Consider the following 19,258-nt stretch of genomic DNA (forward strand, 5'->3'; position numbering starts at 1 on the left):
AAATTCCCTGTTGTCAGATTATTTATGTATTTATGGCGCTTTCGACAGTTATATGACCCTTATGATCTATTTCAATGCCGTACACCGAAGATAATGCGAGTCCTGTTCCTTTTTCCCTGTTTTCAAAGCCTTAATACAGAAAGGGAATTATCCTGTACTTGACTCTGGACTCGTATTCATCCCATAGAGGTCCGTATTTTTGGGAACAGCGTCTGTCATCAGCCATCTGTCTGGGAAAGAGCAGCGCCACATAATAAAGCGGATACAACCATGGCAGCGGATTGGCCGGATAACCGACGCTCAGAATAATACCGGCGGCCATGAGAATTTCCCCAAGGTAGTTGATATGCCGGCTCAATCCCCAGTAGCCGTTTACCAGCAAGGTTTTTTCGCCGTCGCTCAGCGTCTCGGGTTTGATTCCCAGGAAGGATTTTCCCGGTCGGGTCTTGAAATAGAACTTTTGCATATTGGCCCCTCTGGCGAGAGTCCAGCCGCCGAAGAAAATCAGAATATAGAGGATGCTGAGCAGCGTATTTGTCCCGGGGGCGGGCAGCGCGGCAGTCGCCCACAGAGCTATAGGGTAGAAAAACGGATAGAAAGCCAGACATCCCCAACCCAGTTTGAAACCGGTTCTTTCTGCAAAAAAATCATAGGTGTAAAGATGGACTTCTTCAAAAGTCAGATATTCAAAGACAAACCAGGAGATCAGGGCTGCGCTGATAAAAATGCCCGGCGATGACTGGGATCCGTATTTCATGTAATGATAGGCCGCTGAACTGAGGGCGTTCAGTTCCAGCATGATCGCCCCGACCATATAGAGCCACATCTTGGCGTCGATTCGCCCTTTGAAGAACTGGGGATTTTTCAAACGGCCGAAATAGAAATCGGCAAAGAAAGATTTTCCCGAAAAGGGAGCGGAAAGGACAATATACAGGGAGAAGATGATCCCGATTGTCAGCGCTCCCGCCAGACTGTAGAACCTTACGGTGTAGAGCCAGCTGAACAGTTCGCTCTTTAGGAGCCCGGCTCCCGCCCAGAGGAGAATTGAGATAATCAGCACTCTTCTGCCGTTCAGATAATATTTCATCTTTTCCCCGGTTTTCTCATCGGTTACATATCCTGTTACTTTCCGGGCCGGTACGATAAGATGAAGAAGGGTTATTATCAGATAAATACCCAATGGTGTCATAAATCCTGCAATAGCATTTGTCATATTAAATCCTTAGTATTGTATTCCATTATTTTAACAGCCTTTTTCCGGCTGACAAGTCTGCCCAGAATAAAGCGGAACAGTCTGTTGAGCTTACCGGGGATATAAACCGGACCTTTCCCGAGGGCTTTTACGGCTTCTTCCGCCACCTGTTGCGGATCCAAAGTGCCGGGCGCCTCCTTTGATCGGCTGGCCGTTGAATAACCCGGTGTCCGGACCGCTCCCGCACAGCATGCCATGACATCGATTCCCTCTTTTTTCATTTCCGCCCACAATCCTTCGGCCAGAACTGTGTTGAAAGCTTTGGATGCGCTGTAGGCTGACAAACCGGGACCGCCCTGAAAGCCCGATAGCGATGACATGAGTATGATACCCCCTTTCTTTCTGGGTATCATCTTATCGGTCAGGAGTTTCGTCAACAGAAGAGGCGCTCTTATATTCACATCGGGCACTTTCATCAGATCGCTCTCTTCTTTTCGTGAGAAAAGTCCGATCGGGGCATAAGCCGCATTGTAGACAAGCAATCCGATCTCTTCTGATAATCCGTCAATGTATTCTCTGATTCCCGATACATCTCCCAGATCCATTGAGCGCGCGATCACGGTAATTCCGTGCTTCTTTTCCAGACGCTCACCGAGCAGCTCCAGAGGTTCGCGCCGTCTGGCTATGATTATGAGATTTATGCCCCGGGAAGCGAGAGATTCGGCAAATGCGGCGCCGAGACCCTCCGAGGCTCCGGCGACCAGCGCCCATGGTCCGTATTTATCTGCGAATTTTTCTTTTCTGTCAGGCATATGTAGAGAATAGTATGAATCGGTTTATTTTTCACTATTAATAACCTGGAAAAATAACACTGAAGAGTAGAACACAATTGTGAGCACAGGAAGATTAATGCTCATTAGTCCCGGGAATTTTCTCCTGCCGAAAGAGAATCGGGAGACGGAACGACATAGGGCGGCTCGGGAGAGAAATCCTCCTGAACATCTGTTTTTTTTATCTTATCAAATAGAAAATCCCTGTCTGCTCCGAGCATTTCCGCCAGATAATCGATATCATCTTCTCTCAGTTTCAATCTTTCAAAAGCCAGCAGATTATCCAGGACTTCATGGAGGACCTGCTGTTCCGGATGGAGATTGTCTTTCACCAGAGTCAGGCCCCAGTCTGTTTCTGCCGCTCCCGCCGATTTTCTTCCGCTCCGGCTCACATAGGCCGAGACAGTCCCTTCAATAGCCTGTTGAACAGGAATTTCTTCCAGAGGTAGATAATCATCGGCGATGAGCATAAGATCTATAGCCAGTTCCTTCTCATCGTTTGCCTGCATCACACTGTTTTCATGCTTGGCGTCGAATTCTTCCAGTTTATCTTTAATCTTTCGAGCAAAAGGCAGTATTCTGTTTCGATCCAGTGATGTGAGCGAAGGTATGAGAACAACGCCTGTTCCTTTCTCCCCTTTTTTCAGGAGCTTTTTTCTGCCCGACCGGGGAGATCTGAGCAGAGATTCTCTTTTTTCCCAGGCTTTGCTGAAATTTTCATAGGCTTTTGCAGCGGACTTGCCCTGTCTGTGCAGACGCTTATAGAGAGCCATACAGTTTTTCGCTCTGGTTGAATGGCGGTCCGGTCCCGAAAGCAGAACCTTCATGGACTCGATGATCCGGTCCTGAAAGATTCTGGCAGACCGGATATCGGGGATGCTAGCCAGAACTTTATGAATTCCGGGCCCCCGTTTCCTGCTGCTTTTTTTCAGCTGCCCCGTTAATCCGGACGTTCCGGGAACCGGCTTGTAGAGCAGTTCCGCGAGAATGCGGATCGTATCATTGCGCTTGTATATGGCGGCCCTGTATTCTCTTTTCGCTTTCTGCAATGTGCGGGCTGATTCGGTGTAGCTTTTTTCTCCTCTGTATTCAATCCGGAAAGAGGGGAAACTCCGCCCGTTGATAATTTCAAACAGGAGAATGAAAATCTCTTCAGCATCGGAAAGAGACATACGTTTCAGGTCATCCTTGTCTATTGCAGAATAACAGCGGCTTAGAAATCCCCGGATTCGTTTCCGTCCGGCGAGGTCCGTTTTCCCTTCATCAAGAATCCGATGGGACAGGCTTTCCGAAAGAGGCCCGGAGACTTCCTTCAGTCTGTCGAGCCGGGAAGATATGAGAGGCGAGATCTCCTGCTGGATTTCTTCGGCTCTGACGTAAAGTCCGTTTCCCCGGTAGGTCTCCATCCTGCGGAAAAGCGCCGCCAGTTCCTCGTCTTCGAGGAGATCCTGTATCGCCGTGGAAAAGCTCTCGGATCCCGCATTGGGGTTTTCCAGGAGATATTTGGCCGCCATCACTTTTCGGCCGAAGGGATCGAGTACTTTCAACTGGAGATTCCTGATTTCCACTATACGCAGCGGAAGCGCATCGAATACGAATTCGAGAGCTTCCTGATCGGCGGATTCCCTGTCGCCGTGGGTGGCGTTATAAATGAATCGGGCCGATAAGGCAAAGAGGCCCGCTATTAAGGTATAGCCTGCGAAATAAATGAAAACCGCGGAAGAAGCCGGTTTTCCGTAGGCTATGTAATATCCTCCCTGCAGACCCAGATAGGTAACGGGCCCGGCAGTCCAGGCGATCCGGAAAATGGCCGAACCCCACCGCTCTTTTCGGGCCGCGCCTTTGATCCGTCTCAGGAGACCCGCAGCGAGTCTGGAAGAGGGTGATTGCGATGGAGCTGAGTAAAAAGATCTGTAATTCCGATCAGTCAAAATATCATATACCTTATAACATTGTAATATTTTTTATCGGGAAGGTCATCCGCTGAGCTTAATTAAGCACTTTGTTGATAATAGAAGATGAGAAATTGCCATACTCGTATATAATGTAAATATGAAAAATTCCCGTCTTTACCTGTTTACTTTCATCGGTATTCTCCTTTCTCTTATTATCGCCGGCGCACTCGCAGCCCCGGTTATTATGAATTATGTCCGGAAAACATATGTGACTCTGCAGATTGATGTCAACATGCGTCAGGCAGACAATATGGCCAGAATTCTGAGGAATCTGCTCGATCAGGGGGAATCTCCCGAAATGGTGATAGATAATCTTCAGGCCAGCGTGGAGGGTTCCGAGGTGGACCGCGGGTATCTGTGTATGATAGACAAGGGGGACGGACAACTTCTCTGTCATCCCGACCCCGGGATGATCGGGCAGTCCATAGCGCCTATGGGTCAGACTTTCAGCGATCTTCTGACCCCCTCGACGGGAGAAAAGCCATGGATCGACAGTATTCAGGGCGGCGCGGGAACCGGCGGGCTTCTCGTTTACCCCGACGGCACGGTGGAAATAGATTACTTTACTCCTGTTCCGGGGACGGACTGGATTCTCTCCAGTCATGAAAACACCAAGAGGATTGAAGGCGAAATCGCCCTTATCCAATACACACTTCTGGCCGGTTTCGGAATTCTGGGACTATTAATTGCTTTTCCCGCTTCCTGGGCGGCACGGAGAGTCAGCCGCCGTTACGAAAGAACAATCGAGAAGGAACAGGCCCGGAGTGAAAATCTCCTTTTGAATGTTCTGCCCGCTCCTATAGCTGCCCGGCTGAAAGATGACGAAACTGCTATTGCCGATTCATACGATCAGGTGACAGTGCTTTTCGCCGATATCGTCGGTTTTACAAAGCTGACCAGAAATTCCGATCCCGCTAAAGTTCTCAAACTTTTAAACAGCCTCTTTTCAACCTTTGATGAAATGGCGAAATCCTATGGAATGGAAAAAATTAAAACCATCGGAGATGCCTGGATGGCCGCCTCGGGTCTGCCAGTGGCGGAAAGCCACAACCCCGGCGCCGTAGCGGAACTGGCCCTGGATATGCAGGATCATATGAAACGAACCTATCTGGATAAGAATAAGCCTTTTTATATCCGTATCGGGATTCATACGGGACCGGCAGCCGCGGGAGTGGTGGGGATCAGCAAATTCGCCTACGACCTCTGGGGCGAAACGGTGAACCTGGCGAGCCGTCTCGAATCGACCTGCGAAAAGGGGAAAATTCATGTGAGCGAGACATTCCGAAATGCTTCCGGAAGAGATTTCAACTATGAAGAGAGAGGTGAAATAGAGCTGAAGGGACTGGGGGCTCACAGAACCTGGTATCTGACCGGCCGGAGCTGATTAAGCGAGACTCTGCAGATTTTTCAAAAAACAATAAGCGTTATTTATTTTTATAAATTCATCTTCTTTATCCAGGGTCAGTTCACTTCCCGTATCGGGATGATGGATTTTCGCCAGTTTTTTGAATTTGTTCCGAAGCATTTTGGCATCAAACCCCTGTGGCAGTCCCAGTATGCTGCGCGCTTCTTCCACTTTGTCCCATGAGTTCATCAGTTCCCAGGCTCCGCTGATAAAAGACTCGGCCTGCTCTCCCGTAACCGCATGGTAATTGTCGCTGTCCAGATAGAAATACCGGGCAGAAACATCATCCAGAGCTTTTTCTTCTTCCGGTTTGCTGTGGAAATCACAATAACTGCCTGTTGTTTCGCTGCGGCAGAAGTATCCTTCAGGATCGTAATGCCTGCAATACCCACTTTCCGGATAGGGCAGGAGAAAGGTTCTCATAAAATGGATATGAAGATAGAGTCCTTTGGAGGCGTACTTTTTCTGCATTGAGTAGAGAGTATGAAAAAGAAGGAAGTGAAGCTGGTAGAGTTCCAGCGCATCGGAAGGGATATTCTCCATTCCGTAAGCGATGCGCATCAGTTCTGTTTCATAACAGGGCTTATGGAGGCGTGATAGAAACTCTTCAAGCGCTTCCATATTCAATTTCTTTTGTCTGTCTGTAAAATCCATCTCTACCATCCCAGCTTATTGCACGGTCAGTTTTGTCTTCTCTTATAACATTAACGGAAATTGAAGAGTGGTTGTATCGGGAAAACAACTGAATTTTTATTTCACCTCTTATATGATTACAATTATATTTAATGCAAAGCATGAGAGGTTTTCGGCGCTTTGACGAAAAAATGGATTTTAAAACCTTTTTTTCTCTCTTTCATATCACTTACAATCGTTCTTTTTCTGGTTTTTCAACTCATGTTCCAGAACAACTATTCCCGGAAGATCGATGAAATCAAAATCAATGAAGAAGCCCGGGTTTCCACGGTAAAAAGATATATAGAGGAGTCGCTTGTTCAGGTTTATGCCGATTTGGCTTTTATTAATGATATGATCGTTCGGCATATGGAAAATCCTGATAGAAAGAACATGTCCAACCTGGAAGAGAACCTGGTGTCCTTCAGCATCCACAAAGGAATTTACGATCAGATCCGCTATATCGATAAGAGGGGAAATGAAGTAATCCGGATAAGCAAAACCGATTCCGGTGCGTCTATAATTTCCGGCGATAAACTTCAGAACAAGAAGCACAGGACCTATTTTACATCTACCATAGCTCTGGAAAAAGGAATGGTCTTCATTTCTCCTCTCGATTTAAATATGGAGAATGATGTAGTTGAGACGCCCCATAAACCGGTGATAAGGTTTGCCGTCCCCTCAATCGACTCGAATGGTGCAACTTTGGGGATTGTTGTCGTCAATTTTCTGGCTCAGTCCATCTTTAACCGTCTACCGGATATGCGCAGCAAAACGGAGTGCTGCGGCAATATGCTGCTAAACCGGGACGGCTACTGGCTCTATTCCGAGCGTTTTTCCGATTATACCTACAGTTTCATGTTTCCCGAACAGGAACAGATCAGAATATATGATTTTTTCCCCGATGAGGCTGAAGAGATATATACAGCGGATCAGGGCGTTGTGTCGACGGGAAAGGGGATCTTTCTGTGGAACTCCATTTCCCCCGAAAATGTCCCCGGCGGATTTTCAGATCTCAAAGACTCAGGGATGTTAAAAACAGCAGAGGACTTGTACTGGAAAAATATCAGTCATATCAACCAGGGTTTCCTTGACGAAATCCGCAGTGAAACGATCGGTGATGTTTTTTCCAATTTCCTCTTTATTCTAATCATGAATCTCGTCATTTCCCTGTTGATAGCCTATCTGTTCTACCGGAACCGCTCACAGAAAGTTCATATGCAGCATCTGGCGACAATCGATACGCTAACGGGTCTAATGAATCGACAGTTCTTTCTGGAGATGGCTGCGAAATCTCTCGGTCTTGTCTCGAGGAACAGCGAAATGGCGGCCTTGCTTTTTATGGATCTGGATGGGTTTAAACCCATTAATGATACCTACGGCCACGATGCAGGAGACTACGTATTGAAAGAAGTGGCCTCTCAGTTGACCACAACTCTGAGGCAGTCCGACCTTTCCGCCCGTTTCGGCGGAGATGAGTTCACCATGCTGCTTTTAAATCTGAAAACGAAAGAAGATATCAATCTGATCGTTTCCAAAGTGCGATCGGGGCTGGAAGGGTCTCTTTACTTCCGGAACAAGAAATTCTCAATCGGCTGTTCAATAGGCTGTGCATTTTACCCGGAAGACGGTGAAACAATCCAGAAACTGATCGAAAGGGCTGATATGAAAATGTATGAAGATAAGAGGAAGAGAAAAAGTTTCAGTTGGGAACCGGGAGAAGAGCGGTAGCCGCGAATAGTCCCGCGATAAATATCCCGGGACTTTCCATCACTTCCTTCAGTTCTCCGATCTCAATCCTTTGGCAATCTGGTTCACGTTGTATTCGAAATAACCCAGATAGGTGTCGCCGGTCTCTCCGGGAGCGGCAAGCGATCCGGTCATAATTGTCAGAAGTTCGACCGGGTGGTCCGATTCTTCAACCAGGACGGCTCCCAGTTTTTTTATTGAGTCACCTGCCGTATTACCGATAAAAACGGCTTTGATCTGATATTCATTGACTTCCTCGATCAGCCGGGAAAAATCCTTTGCCGAAACCTCTCCATTTGTAGAAAAACTCGGAACAAGGGCTCCGAAATCTTCGAATCCGTAATCTCTGGCGAAATAACCGAACAGACTGTGATCGCTGACCAGTTTTCTGTCCTTTTCATCAATGGCTGATAAAATCTCTCTGGCTCTGGAATCGAGATCCAGAAGTTTTTTCCTGTAGTTTTCAGCATTGGCTTGGTAAGCCGTCCGATTGGCAGGATCCAGTTCTGAAAGGGCATCGCTGATAACTTCAGTCCATGTCAGGACGTTGAGAAGGCTTGTCCAGGTATGGGGATCCTGATCGTGATGATGATCGTCACCTTCATCGTGATCCGCTTCATCATCATGATCTTCCAAATCGTGGTGCTCACCTTCCTCTTCAAAAGCCAGTGGCTCAATTCTCGAGGAGACTTCGACCACCTTCCCTTTTGAGACATTTTTCAGGGAATCGAGAAGGGCTTCCTCCAGGCCGAGACCACTCACCAGAAGCAGATCGGCCTTTTCGACCATGGCCATTTCGCGGGGAGTAGGCTGGTAGTTGTGAGGATTTCCGCCCTGAGGGATAAGCCCTTTTACCGTTATATGATCACCGGCAATGTTTTTAACTACATCGGTGATGATGCTCGTAGTCGTGATAACTGTCAAACCGTCGTTGTTTTCACTGGCTCCTGAAGCGGTTAGACCCGCAGAAATAAAAGCTAATAGAAAAAGAGCCGTAGTTGCTGATTTTTTGATTCTTGACATATAACCTCCAAATTATGTGCAAATGATTTGCAATTCAGTCTAAAAAAATTACTGACAGGTGCTGCAGAGCCCTGTAAGCGTAATGGTATGGTTTTCCACAAGGAAGCCGTCGATTTTCTTTTCAAATACCATACTGTCTTTAAAAGGACAAAGCGGCATAGGGAAAAAACGGTGGCATTTCCGGCAGTGCATATAATGAGTATGCTCTGTCCGGGCCTTTATGTAATAACGTTCCATCCCCCGCTCATCGCAGGAAAAAACGAAAGAGGAGATATAATGCCCCTCTTCCAGATACTGCAAACCGCGGTAAACTGTTGCCAGATCCATTTCGTTGCCGGTTTCACGGTGGATTTGAGATGCATTCAGGGGCGATGAGGACTCGCTGATGCAATTGTAAATCTTTTTCCGCTTACTGGTCATGTGCCAAAGATAAGATTGATTACTGATAAGGTCAATAAGAAATGCAATTGATTTGCAAAATAGTGTTAATTTATGAATTTGCTTTCCCTATGTGCATATACTAAAAATAAAGTATTAGGAGTATGCCGTGAACCTTCAGAAAAAGACGATAAGTCTGACTTTGGTTATTTTTATTCTCGGACTGTCTGTATACATCATATCCAACGTCATAATCTACAACAGCCTTCAGAAGCAGCTCGTAGCGGAAGCCGCGGAAAAGATTCATGTCTTTTACAACGAGGCAATGAATAATAAAGTCGATGTGTGGCAGACAAATGTTATCCAGATTGCCCAGAACCCGGCAGTTGTCCAGGGAATGATAAGTCATGACCGTGAACTGATTCACAAAGCCATGTCCCAGCTCGGTGCAACCTATAAAGAATTCACGCCCTATAGAAACGTCAATGTGCATATCGTCGATGCTGATTTGAGTTCCTACTATAAGAACTGGAATTTCGAATCCTATGGAGAGTCTCTGGATCATTCCGAGGGATATGCCAGAATCAAAAAAGAGAAGATCGCTCTGTCCCGCATGGAGATGTCAGAAAAGGGCCTTCGTCTTAAAGGTTTATTCCCCATTCTCGATGGCGAAGAGTTGCTGGGAGTTGCCAATTTTGAAGGCGGCCTCAATTCGTTTACCAGAGCTCTGGCTCCCAACGATATCGAATTCCTTTATTTCATGGATGCGGAAGATGTCAGCATTTCTCCTTCCCTGGCTGGGAACCTTAAACTGGCTGATTTTATTCTGAGTCAGTCGGAAGTCAATGAGGATTTTCTCAATTATGTCACTGAAAATGATATCGTTACGCGGATAGGCGGTCAGCATTATCTTCTCGATGAGGAATTTCTTTTTGTAGCGGGACATTTTACCAACTTCGCCGATAGGGAAACAGGCTTCTATCTGCTGGGGATGAAAACTGATATTGCTCTGCGGGAGCTTTACAGAGTCCGCTCTGTAAACCTGACGGCAGGTGGCTTTTTTATCGCCATATTTTTTGCTTTTCTGCTGACGGTCATCATTTTTCAGAACCGGACGATTGTCAAGCCGGTGGCCGGGCTGGAAGCTCTCAGCAAGCAGATTGCAGAAGGAGATCTCACAAAAGATTTCCGATACAATTCCCGCGATGAAATCGGCAGTCTGAGCCGGGCCATGACAAATATTACCATGCGGCTCTCTGACACGGTCAATTCGGTAATCGCCAGCTCCAGACAGGTTTCTTCCTCCAGTAACGAACTTGCCATAGCCAATCAGGATCTTTCCTCGCGAACCGAGGGGCAGGCCAGCGCTCTTGAGGAGACCTCAGCTTCTATCGACGAATTGGCAGTATCCATCAGATCCAATGCGGATAATACCCAGGCGGCAAACAAGCTCAGTTCCGAAGCCACTTCCAAAACGGAAAAGGGAACGGCAGCCGTTAACGAGATGGAACAGGCTATGATTACTATCAATGAGTCCAGTAGCCGCATAACCGATATTATAGAAGTCATTAACAATATTGCTTTCCAGACCAATTTACTTGCTTTGAATGCCTCAATAGAAGCCGCGAGGGCCGGGGAACAGGGCAAAGGTTTTGCCGTTGTGGCTGTAGAAGTCAGGAAACTGGCTAAAAGATCGGATAAGGCTGCGGGCGAAATTGCCCGGATTATTAAAGCCAGTAACGAGAAGGTGGAGGAAGGCGTTGGTATAGCCCGTGATGTCGTAGCTGTTCTCGATGAGATTAAAGAAGCATCCAAAAAAGTGGATCTTCTGATTCAGGAAATTTCGGAAACCTCTCAGCGTCAGCTGATCAGTGTCGATGAAATCAATCAGACTCTACAGACACTGGATGAAAATACACAGAAAAATGCGGCCATGGTGGAAGAAGCCGCGGCTGCTACGGAAGAGCTATCCGGTCAGGCCGAAGAGCTTTACCATCGCATTCAGTATTTCAAAACCAGAGAAGAATCAGGCGATGAAGTAATGGCCTATCTACCCGAATCCACTGACTGATAGCGAATTCCTTAGGCCCTCTTTTCTGATTTTTTGATATACTTGTTTTATGATCTCCTATAAAACGCGTATAAACAGAGTTCTCGATTATATGGAAAAAAATCTCGGTTCAGATTTATCTCTCGATAAGCTGGCCGGAATTGCCTGTTTTTCTCCCTATCATTTTCACCGCATTTTTTACAGCCAGACAGGTGAAAGGCCTATTGAACTGCTGCAGCGCTTGAGGCTGGAAAAGGCAGCCACGCTTCTCGCCGTAAGACCGGACAGGAAAATCATCGATATTGCGATGGATTGCGGATTTTCCAACGCGGCATCATTTTCCCGGGCTTTCAGACAGAAATTCGGAGAGACGCCCACCAGGTGGCGGTCAGCTAATGTCATAAATAGCAATTTGAGCACACATTCGAGCAACATCGGTAAAGAGATTAAGCCATGGACCCCTTATATTGAATACCGTCAGGGGGTGCAACTCTGGCGGATGCGCAATGAAAATAGAGAGCGGAAAGTGGAAGTGAAGGAAATCGGTTCCCGTAAACTGGCCTATATCAGGTATACCGGGCCCTATAAGGGGGATGGCAATCTGTTTCAGCGTCTCTGGACGGAACTGTATACCTGTGCAGGGGCTCGGGATGTTGTTGAAGAGGACAGTGAATATCTTGCTATCTACCACGATAATCCCGATCTGACTGATGACGGTAAACTCCGGGTCACTCTGGGGATCTCCACGGGATCTGATTTCGAAGGAGATGAAGTTCTGGGCGTTCTCCCTTTTGAGGGCGGAAAGACAGCCATGGCTCATTTCAGGCTGAATTCCCGGGAATACCAGGAAGCCTGGGATTGGGTTTACTGTCAATGGCTGCCGATCAGCGGTTATGTTCCAGACGACCGGCCTGCTTATGAACTCTTCCCGAAAGATGATGAAAAAGGGGAGGATGGCAGGTATGCTGTAATCATATGCGTTCCCGTCAGGGCTGCCTCCTGAAAATCAGGAGGATAAAAATGAAATACGATCTTAAAAGTATCGGAACAATTGAGACAGGAGAAAGAGGCTTTGTCATTCAGCTGGAGAAAGATTTCAGGAGCGCATTGACAGGATTGGAGAATTTTTCTCATATTCAGGTTTACTGGTGGGCCCATTTACTTGACAGACCGGAAATGAGAAAACTGACCACGGTGGAGAAACCTTATGTCAAATCTCCCGATCAACTGGGGATTTTCGCCACCCGTTCGCCAGTCAGACCCAACCCTCTGGCCATGACTCTGGTTCCCCTTACTTTTATCGATTTAGCCGAGGGAATGGCCGGTCTGGCTTATATCGATGCCGAACCGGGCACTCCCGTGCTGGATATCAAACCATATTACGGAATGGAACGGGTTCGGGAATATACCGTGCCGTCATGGTGCGCTCATTGGCCTGAATGGTATGAAGATGCAGCGGATTTCGACTGGGAAAGCGAATTCGTTAACGCCAGATAGCAAGGAGTCAACATGTCCGATCCACTGGATACAAATCAAATTCCCCTGAAGTATGTCGACGGGGATAATATAGCCGAAGAGCATATATGCTGCGCCATCGGAAACGACAAAGTCAATCGATCGCGAGCCGAACAGAAAAAGGAATGGATGAAGGGGCGCTTTAAAGAGGGACACAGGTTTCTAAAAGCCGATGTGAGAGGAAAAGTTTTTATCGAGTACTCTCCGGCGGAAATCTCCCTGTTTCCTGTCGAAGCCGATGGCTTTGCCGTGATCCAGTGCTTCTGGGTTTCCGGTCGGTACAAGGGGCATGGCCTGGGAAGAAAGCTCTACGATCAGTTCGAAGAAGACTGCAGAAACGCGGGATACAAGGGGATCGCCGCTGTCGTAGGTAAAACGAAAAAGCCATTTATGGTTGATAAAAAAGTGCTGATTCATTTCGGCTTTGAAATTCTGGATCGGGCGGAACCCTGGTATGAACTGGCTGTGAAGAAGTTTGATTCTGCGGCCCCTGATCCGGTATTTTTCGAAAGCGCCAGAAGAGGCGGGCTGTCAGAAGCGGAGGGGCTGGATTTTTTCTACTCTCCCGCTTGCCCGTTCAACTATGATTTTACTCAAATTATGGCTGCAATAGGGGAAGAATCGGGTTTCCCCGTTCGCATTCATCTTCTCGATGATAGAAGTAAGCTGACGGAACTGCCGACTCCCTGGGGTCTCTTCTCGGTTTTTCTCGACGGGGAACTGCTTTCAGCGGAAGTCATGACCGGACCGAAGTTCAGGGCTTTGCTGGAAAGCAGAAAATAAAAAAAACCGCATTCGAAACGAGTGCGGTTTTTGCGAGTGCTTTTCTCAGGCCCGGCTTCTGAAACGGCCACCGCCTCCGGCTGCGAGCTGCCTCTGAAAGGATGCCAGATGATTTTCCGAACCGTTTTTCAGGAAGGTGAACACCTCTCTCACATCATCGGGAAGATCCTGGTCAAGAAACTTCTCGTACATGGCTATGTTGGCTATTTCCGCATCGACGCCGACCTGAGCCGCTTCGGCCAGGCTGGAGGGAATGACCACATGGGCATCGGTGTCGATCCGGGGGATATCGAATCCGTATGTTTCGTACAGTTTGTTCAGATAGCTGATATGGGTTTCCTCGGATTTCGCGATGTTGGCGTAAGGGCGGTCCACATCGAATTTCTCCATAATCGCCTCATACTCGGCCAGCGCCATATGCTCATCTTCCATGGCATACCTGAACATATCCTCCAGGCTGTAGAATTTATCGACATCAACGCTGGAAGATCCGATTGTTCCCGCGGAAAGAACCGCAGCAGTCATTACTGTTAAAATTATTGTCATATTCATTTTTTTCATCTCAAAGCCTCCTGATTGCTTTATGTTCTAAAAGATAGGGGAAGCTTATGAACGAAGTGTGAACGGAATATGTTCTTTTAATAGCTGATGTCCTTTTAAATCTGCCAGAATGAACAGAGCGGACTATTCTTAAGGGAATATCTCTTTAGAAACCCTCCTCTCCATAAACAGAGGGTCATTTTTCCTATATTATCCCTGAACCGATAATAATTTCAGGGAAAGGTTCCAATTCGCTCCGGCAGTCTTTGGTGCCTGAGAGATTGATCATCAGGGGCAAATTGTTTCAGTTGACATCTCATATGACCTGGGAGTACCCTCTCTTTTATGTTTTCAATTTTTATTTTGCCGATTCTCTTCCCAATATTAATAGGACATGCAAAGGGAACTGCCGGTTCCGGGCAATCATGAATAAGGTCATAATAAGAAAACCGAATAGACTGCTGAATACATTCTTAAAGTATTCAGCGGGCCTTGTCTTCAAATTCCGCTACAGGCTGCATCATGAGAACAGAGACATTGTCAAACAACTCGAGCCGCCTTACCTTCTACTTCCCAATCACGTGAGTTTATTCGATCCGGTTCTGATTTCACTTCATATTCCTCATCCCGTCTCCTGGGTGGCTTCCGATCCCAATTTTACCAACCCTCTGGCCGGTTTTTTTCTCAGAAGGCTGGGAACAATCCCTAAAACCAAAGGCGTCTCCGATCTTGATACGGTGCGTATGATGATTGAAACCCTGAACAGAAAGGGTGTCGTCGGCGTATTTGCCGAAGGCGAAAGGACATGGGACGGGCAAACCCTTCCCGTTCTTCCCGCTACGGCAAAACTGGTTCGTTTGTTAAAGATTCCTGTTGTGGTTCCCATTATAAAGGGCTCTTTCCTCGTATTGCCCCGGTGGGCCGAAAAGAAAAGAAGAGGTCCTGTCACAATCGAATACCGCCTGGCTGTCAGCAGGGAAGAAGCAGGCAAACTCTCTCTTTCAGAGCTGCAGGAGCGACTGGACAAAAACCTGAACTATAATGAATTCGATTATCAACGGAATAACAGCCTCACCTTTCATAGCAAAGAGTTGACTGAAGGTCTGTCCCGCACTCTTTTTATCTGTCCCGGGTGCAAAGGTATTAATACCATGTATTCCCTGAAAGACTTATTTACTTGTGACAGCTGCGGTTTCTCAGTAAAACTGACCCATCGAGGCTTTTTTGAAACTCGACGAGGAGATCTCCCTTTTGATGATATTCACGAGTGGTATGTCTGGCAGCTTGAATATTTTCGGGAATCGCTGCGCAAAGCTCTGATGGAAAATGTTTCAACCGTCTTATTCGATGATCGGGATATTCAGTTTTCCACCGGCTATAAAACGGAGAAGAGAAAGAGACTGGGCTTCGGAAAAGCGCGCATGTACGCAGACAGAATCGAACTCGAACTCAGCAGCGGTGAGGTTTTGAAATTTCCTCTCAATGAAATCAGCGGAGATAACGTAGTCTATCGGGATCAATTTGAGTTTTACTATAACAAAACACTTTACAGCTTTACATTTACGGGACGGCCGACCTCAGGTATAAAATGGCATCATGCCGTGACGTTTCTCAAATCACAATGATGTGAAACAGATCTATTTTACTGTCCAGATGCTTCCGGAAATCTTCAGAGACCCCCATCCGCTGCGAAGTCCCAGATATAGGGTTCCGAGAAGCAAATAGATGAGGCTGATTCCTACCGATAACCAGAAATAAAGATAATTGCCGCTCTGGTAAGTCTGGAGCGGAAGATTGATTGCCAGGATGTAGGGAATCATCATCAAAAATATGATACCCGATGCATAACCGTAATCTGTTGCCACCGGTGTTTCAAAATTTGGATCAACCACTCGTAAAAGCGCCAGGCCGGTTGATAAGGTACCGGTAGAAACGCCGAATACAAGCAGAGCCCGTTGAAAGCGGTGGTCTTTGAAGACTCTGGAGGAATACCAGATGGAGCTCAATAGAACCAGCGCACCCCCTGTTACAGACATAACTGTAATAGGCAGCCAATATCTGGTGACAACAACCAGGGAAATCGCCGCTATGGCACTGGTAACCATTAGATCGACAGAGAATCCCGAGATCCGGTTCAGGGTGAGGTTATCGATGATATGCCGTTGATTTGTAAGGGTCAGCACACTCTTTATCAACATTCCCATTACGGCGGCAAAAATAAAATTGAGTCCCCAGAACGTCTCGGCAAGTTGCATTCCCGCATCACCAAGAAACGACAGAGCCCAGGTTAGGGCGGTTAAAAAAAGATAAGCCAGCAGATAACCGATAAAAACCAGACCGATATGAAGGCTGAAGCTGTCTATCGCTTCTGACTCCGTGGTCTGGTAGGCCCCTACGGGAAGGTCAGTTCCTGCCGGATGGACGCCGGACAGCAGGTCTCGGTTTAAGAGGAAGGCAACTGATTCTCTGGAAATCCATTCTCTTCGAATTCCAAAGTTAATGAGGAAAACTCCGCCGAAACTGCAGAAAATAAAACCGATTGCCGCAAAAGTCAGTCCTATATTTCCACCGTCAACCACGCCGAAGCTGGCCCAGCTCTGTCCTATGGAAAAGGCTGGTCCCGGTCCCTGAATGAACCCCAAAGCCAGCAAATACCCGAATGAATGGAAAAGATCGGGAATGAGGGTTTGAATAAACATGAAAGTGAGGATCAGTCCGATAAAGGCCTGCAATCCGAACTGGAAAACAAAAGCCATGGCCATCGGAACAATTTCCTTTCTGCTGTTATTTTTTCCGGGAGATTTTTTCAGAGTGAGTGAGACAAAAGAAATGCTGAGAAGATGATAAGCTATCTCTCCCAGTCCTAGCTGTTCAAGTCCGAATCTCGGTAAGACAAAATTATATAATGGCAATAAGATAAATCCCGCCAGCAGAGGATTGGGAATGAGATATTTCTGGAAAAATGCAACTTTTGTCCGGATAAAGGTCGCCAGCACAATGGCTCCATACAAAACTCCGAGATGCAGAATTAATGACCAGTTAAATGACATCTGAACCGCCTGTCGATCTATCAGATATCAGGAAACAATAAAGGTCGGCTGATAACTGTTTATGATTTTCACACAGTATATATTATTTCATATGATAAGAATAGTTCTGCCGCGACTGTAAAATTCTGAAAATATGATATGTGTTGGGATTCAAGGCTTTGTTCGATTAGGGGGAGGGGATACTGAGGTTTGAGTTCCCATACCCCCTCCATTGAAGTTTTTTCAGATCGTCACGTGTTCGAACTGGCTGTTATAAAGATCGGCGTAAAAACCATTCTGTCCCATAAGTTCCTCATGGCTGCCCTGTTCGATGATATCTCCTTCGTTCATTACGAGGATAAGGTCGGCGTTGCGGATCGTCGAGAGGCGGTGGGCGATGATAAAGCTCGTCCGCCCCTCCATCAGTCCGTCCATGGCTTTCTGGATCAGAACTTCCGTACGCGTATCGACCGAACTGGTCGCTTCGTCGAGGATCAGGATCCGCGGATCGGCCAGAATGGCCCGGGCAATGGTGAGCAGCTGTTTCTGCCCCTGGCTGATATTGGAGGTCTCCTCATTGATAATCATGTCGTATCCATCGGGCCATGTGTGTATGAAGTGATCCACATGAGCGGCTCCGGCGGCTTTTTCCACCTCTTCGTCAGTCGCATCGGTGCGGCCGTAGCGGATGTTTTCCCTGACCGTCGAGTTATAGAGCCACGTATCCTGGAGAACCATGGCGAAGTTGTTTCTCAGGTCTTTTCTGGTGAAATCGCGAATATCCATGCCGTCCACGAGGATGGCTCCGCTGTCCACGTCGTAGTAACGCATAAGCAGTTTGACCATGGTCGTTTTTCCCGCTCCTGTGGGGCCGACGATGGCTATTTTCTTTCCTTCGCCGGCAACAGCGGAAAAGTCTCGGATAACGGGGTCTTTTTTATTGTAGGAAAACCGGACGTTCTTGAATTCCACTTCGCCGCGGATGGTATCCGGTTTGACAGGATTTTCCTTTTCGGCGATTTCCTGCTCTTCATCGAGGAATTCGAAGACCCTTTCCGCAGCGGCCACAGTCTGCTGAAGCACATTGCTTATATTGGCTATCTGGGTCAGAGGCTGGGTGAAGTTCCGGACATACTGGATAAAGGCCTGTATGTCTCCAATGGTAATCATGTTTCTTACCGCCAGCCAGCCGCCGAGAATCGTGACCGCCACATAACTGATATTCCCGAAAACCATCATCAGGGGCATCATCAGGCCGGAAAGGAACTGGCTTTTCCAGGCCGATTCATGAAGCTCCTCATTAAATACGCCGAATTCTTCAAGGCTTTTTTCCTGTCCGTTAAAGGCCTGCATGATAATATGAGCAGAGAACATTTCCTCAATGTGCCCGTTGACATGGCCGAGCGATGCCTGCTGTCTCTTGAAATATTTCTGGCTCTTTTTAACGATAAACGCCACAGTTCCCATGGAAAGGGGAATGATCAGCAGCGCTGTCAGCGTCATGCGCCAGTCGATGGAAAACATCATTACAAGCACGCCGGCGACCGTAACTACGCTTGTGATCATCTGGGTCAGCGTCTGGCTCAAGGTTTGATTGATAGTATCCACATCGTTCGTTATACGGCTCAAAACATCGCCATGGCTGTTCCCGTCGTAGTATCTCAGAGGGATTTTATGCATCTTTTCCGCTATATCCTTTCTGAAGCGGTAGGAGAGGTCCGCCGATACGCTCGACATGATCCAGCCCATAATATAGGAGAAAAGAGCCGATATCCCGTATAATCCGAGAGTCAAGAGTAAAATCCGGCGGATAGAGGCAAAGTCTATTTCCCCCGTGCCGGCTATTTTGGCCATGATCCCTTCGAATAATTTCGTCGTGGCCTGTCCCATGATTTTGGGACCTAAAATCATAAAAACCGTAGAAAAAGAAGCAAAAACAAAAACTACCAGAACGGTATATCTGTATTTGCCCATATAGCGGAGAAGGCGGCCGATCCCTTTTTTGAAGTCTTTGGCCGATTCCCCTTTCATCATTCCCTGGGGGCCGCGGCCTCCGCCCGGTCGGGGACCGCGCCGCAGAATCTGATCCGAACTGCCTTTCAGACTTTCTTTCCGTTTTTTTATATTATCACTCATA

General features: G+C 47.3%; 16 protein-coding genes. 7 read left to right on the forward strand and 9 right to left on the reverse strand.

Annotated features, from left to right (window positions below):
• Positions 1-130: 130 nt before the first annotated feature.
• The 3 genes from HNR50_RS08365 to HNR50_RS08375 form a co-directional block, all read right to left on the reverse strand.
• Complete coding sequence (locus HNR50_RS08365) at positions 131-1,213, reverse strand: DUF1295 domain-containing protein (protein WP_184745794.1); 1,083 nt, start codon at positions 1,211-1,213, stop codon at positions 131-133.
• Entirely contained in the window at positions 1,210-2,004 is a 795-nt protein-coding gene (locus tag HNR50_RS08370) for an SDR family NAD(P)-dependent oxidoreductase (protein WP_184745796.1), read from the reverse strand. Before HNR50_RS08370 ends, HNR50_RS08365 begins: the two co-directional genes overlap by 4 nt.
• Positions 2,005-2,108: 104 nt before the next feature.
• Positions 2,109-3,953: a hypothetical protein gene (locus tag HNR50_RS08375; protein ID WP_184745798.1), complete on the reverse strand. Its 1,845-nt coding sequence runs from the start codon at positions 3,951-3,953 to the stop codon at positions 2,109-2,111.
• A 121-nt stretch (positions 3,954-4,074) separates the two neighbouring features.
• On the opposite strand from HNR50_RS08375, the gene HNR50_RS08380 reads away from it, so the two are divergent.
• Positions 4,075-5,361: an adenylate/guanylate cyclase domain-containing protein gene (locus tag HNR50_RS08380; RefSeq protein ID WP_184745800.1), complete on the forward strand. Its 1,287-nt coding sequence runs from the start codon at positions 4,075-4,077 to the stop codon at positions 5,359-5,361.
• Here the strand turns inward: HNR50_RS08380 and HNR50_RS08385 are convergent, their stop codons facing one another.
• Complete coding sequence (locus HNR50_RS08385) at positions 5,362-6,036, reverse strand: DNA-J related domain-containing protein (protein ID WP_184745802.1); 675 nt, start codon at positions 6,034-6,036, stop codon at positions 5,362-5,364.
• A 159-nt stretch (positions 6,037-6,195) separates the two neighbouring features.
• On the opposite strand from HNR50_RS08385, the gene HNR50_RS08390 reads away from it, so the two are divergent.
• Positions 6,196-7,785: a sensor domain-containing diguanylate cyclase gene (locus HNR50_RS08390; protein ID WP_184745804.1), complete on the forward strand. Its 1,590-nt coding sequence runs from the start codon at positions 6,196-6,198 to the stop codon at positions 7,783-7,785.
• A gap of 48 nt (positions 7,786-7,833) precedes the next feature.
• On the opposite strand, the gene HNR50_RS08395 is transcribed toward HNR50_RS08390, so the two are convergent.
• Together HNR50_RS08395 and HNR50_RS08400 are read right to left on the reverse strand one after the other, a co-directional pair.
• Entirely contained in the window at positions 7,834-8,826 is a 993-nt protein-coding gene (locus tag HNR50_RS08395) for a metal ABC transporter substrate-binding protein (RefSeq protein ID WP_184745806.1), read from the reverse strand.
• 48 nt (positions 8,827-8,874) lie between these two features.
• Positions 8,875-9,246 carry a Fur family transcriptional regulator gene (locus HNR50_RS08400; RefSeq protein WP_184745808.1) on the reverse strand — a complete coding sequence of 124 codons (372 nt, stop codon included), beginning with the start codon at positions 9,244-9,246 and terminating at the stop codon, positions 8,875-8,877.
• 127 nt (positions 9,247-9,373) lie between these two features.
• Here HNR50_RS08400 and HNR50_RS22715 point away from each other — a divergent pair, with 127 nt between their 5' ends.
• The 4 genes from HNR50_RS22715 to HNR50_RS08420 are packed head-to-tail and all read left to right on the forward strand — an operon-like array spanning position 9,374 to position 13,552.
• Positions 9,374-11,275 (forward strand): methyl-accepting chemotaxis protein, encoded by a 1,902-nt coding sequence (locus HNR50_RS22715; RefSeq protein ID WP_184745810.1) that lies wholly within the window; start codon positions 9,374-9,376, stop codon positions 11,273-11,275.
• Between the two features lie 49 nt (positions 11,276-11,324).
• A complete protein-coding gene (locus HNR50_RS08410; protein ID WP_184745812.1) occupies positions 11,325-12,257 on the forward strand; it encodes an AraC family transcriptional regulator in 933 nt (310 codons plus the stop codon).
• A 17-nt stretch (positions 12,258-12,274) separates the two neighbouring features.
• The gene (locus tag HNR50_RS08415) at positions 12,275-12,751 is read left to right on the forward strand and encodes a TrmO family methyltransferase domain-containing protein (protein ID WP_184745814.1); all 477 of its coding nucleotides are present in this window, start codon (positions 12,275-12,277) and stop codon (positions 12,749-12,751) included.
• 12 nt (positions 12,752-12,763) lie between these two features.
• Positions 12,764-13,552 (forward strand): GNAT family N-acetyltransferase, encoded by a 789-nt coding sequence (locus HNR50_RS08420; protein ID WP_184745816.1) that lies wholly within the window; start codon positions 12,764-12,766, stop codon positions 13,550-13,552.
• A gap of 45 nt (positions 13,553-13,597) precedes the next feature.
• Here HNR50_RS08420 and HNR50_RS08425 read toward each other — a convergent pair whose 3' ends face one another.
• Positions 13,598-14,113, reverse strand: coding sequence for a ferritin-like domain-containing protein (locus HNR50_RS08425; RefSeq protein WP_184745818.1), 516 nt, complete (start codon positions 14,111-14,113; stop codon positions 13,598-13,600).
• A 248-nt stretch (positions 14,114-14,361) separates the two neighbouring features.
• On the opposite strand from HNR50_RS08425, the gene HNR50_RS08430 reads away from it, so the two are divergent.
• Complete coding sequence (locus HNR50_RS08430; protein WP_184745820.1) at positions 14,362-15,717, forward strand: 1-acyl-sn-glycerol-3-phosphate acyltransferase; 1,356 nt, start codon at positions 14,362-14,364, stop codon at positions 15,715-15,717.
• A 12-nt stretch (positions 15,718-15,729) separates the two neighbouring features.
• On the opposite strand, the gene HNR50_RS08435 is transcribed toward HNR50_RS08430, so the two are convergent.
• Together HNR50_RS08435 and HNR50_RS08440 are read right to left on the reverse strand one after the other, a co-directional pair.
• The gene (locus HNR50_RS08435; RefSeq protein ID WP_184745822.1) at positions 15,730-17,142 is read right to left on the reverse strand and encodes a sodium/glutamate symporter family protein; all 1,413 of its coding nucleotides are present in this window, start codon (positions 17,140-17,142) and stop codon (positions 15,730-15,732) included.
• Positions 17,143-17,364: 222 nt separating this feature from the next.
• Positions 17,365-19,257, reverse strand: a complete 1,893-nt coding sequence (locus HNR50_RS08440; protein WP_184745824.1) for an ABC transporter ATP-binding protein — start codon at positions 19,255-19,257, stop codon at positions 17,365-17,367.
• Between the last annotated feature and the right edge of the window lies 1 nt (position 19,258).

This window comes from Spirochaeta isovalerica, from assembly GCF_014207565.1.
GTDB classification, from domain to species: Bacteria; Spirochaetota; Spirochaetia; order DSM-2461; family DSM-2461; genus Spirochaeta_F; species Spirochaeta_F isovalerica.

Coding starts and splice junctions, on each gene's coding strand:
- HNR50_RS08365 (WP_184745794.1), bottom strand. CDS start 1,213: ATGACAAATGCTATTGCAGGATTTATGACACCATTGGGTATTTATCTG.
- HNR50_RS08370 (WP_184745796.1), bottom strand. CDS start 2,004: ATGCCTGACAGAAAAGAAAAATTCGCAGATAAATACGGACCATGGGCG.
- HNR50_RS08380 (WP_184745800.1), top strand. CDS start 4,075: ATGAAAAATTCCCGTCTTTACCTGTTTACTTTCATCGGTATTCTCCTT.
- HNR50_RS08385 (WP_184745802.1), bottom strand. CDS start 6,036: ATGGATTTTACAGACAGACAAAAGAAATTGAATATGGAAGCGCTTGAA.
- HNR50_RS08395 (WP_184745806.1), bottom strand. CDS start 8,826: ATGTCAAGAATCAAAAAATCAGCAACTACGGCTCTTTTTCTATTAGCT.
- HNR50_RS08400 (WP_184745808.1), bottom strand. CDS start 9,246: ATGACCAGTAAGCGGAAAAAGATTTACAATTGCATCAGCGAGTCCTCA.
- HNR50_RS08410 (WP_184745812.1), top strand. CDS start 11,325: ATGATCTCCTATAAAACGCGTATAAACAGAGTTCTCGATTATATGGAA.
- HNR50_RS08415 (WP_184745814.1), top strand. CDS start 12,275: ATGAAATACGATCTTAAAAGTATCGGAACAATTGAGACAGGAGAAAGA.
- HNR50_RS08420 (WP_184745816.1), top strand. CDS start 12,764: ATGTCCGATCCACTGGATACAAATCAAATTCCCCTGAAGTATGTCGAC.
- HNR50_RS08425 (WP_184745818.1), bottom strand. CDS start 14,113: ATGAAAAAAATGAATATGACAATAATTTTAACAGTAATGACTGCTGCG.
- HNR50_RS08435 (WP_184745822.1), bottom strand. CDS start 17,142: ATGTCATTTAACTGGTCATTAATTCTGCATCTCGGAGTTTTGTATGGA.
- HNR50_RS08440 (WP_184745824.1), bottom strand. CDS start 19,257: ATGAGTGATAATATAAAAAAACGGAAAGAAAGTCTGAAAGGCAGTTCG.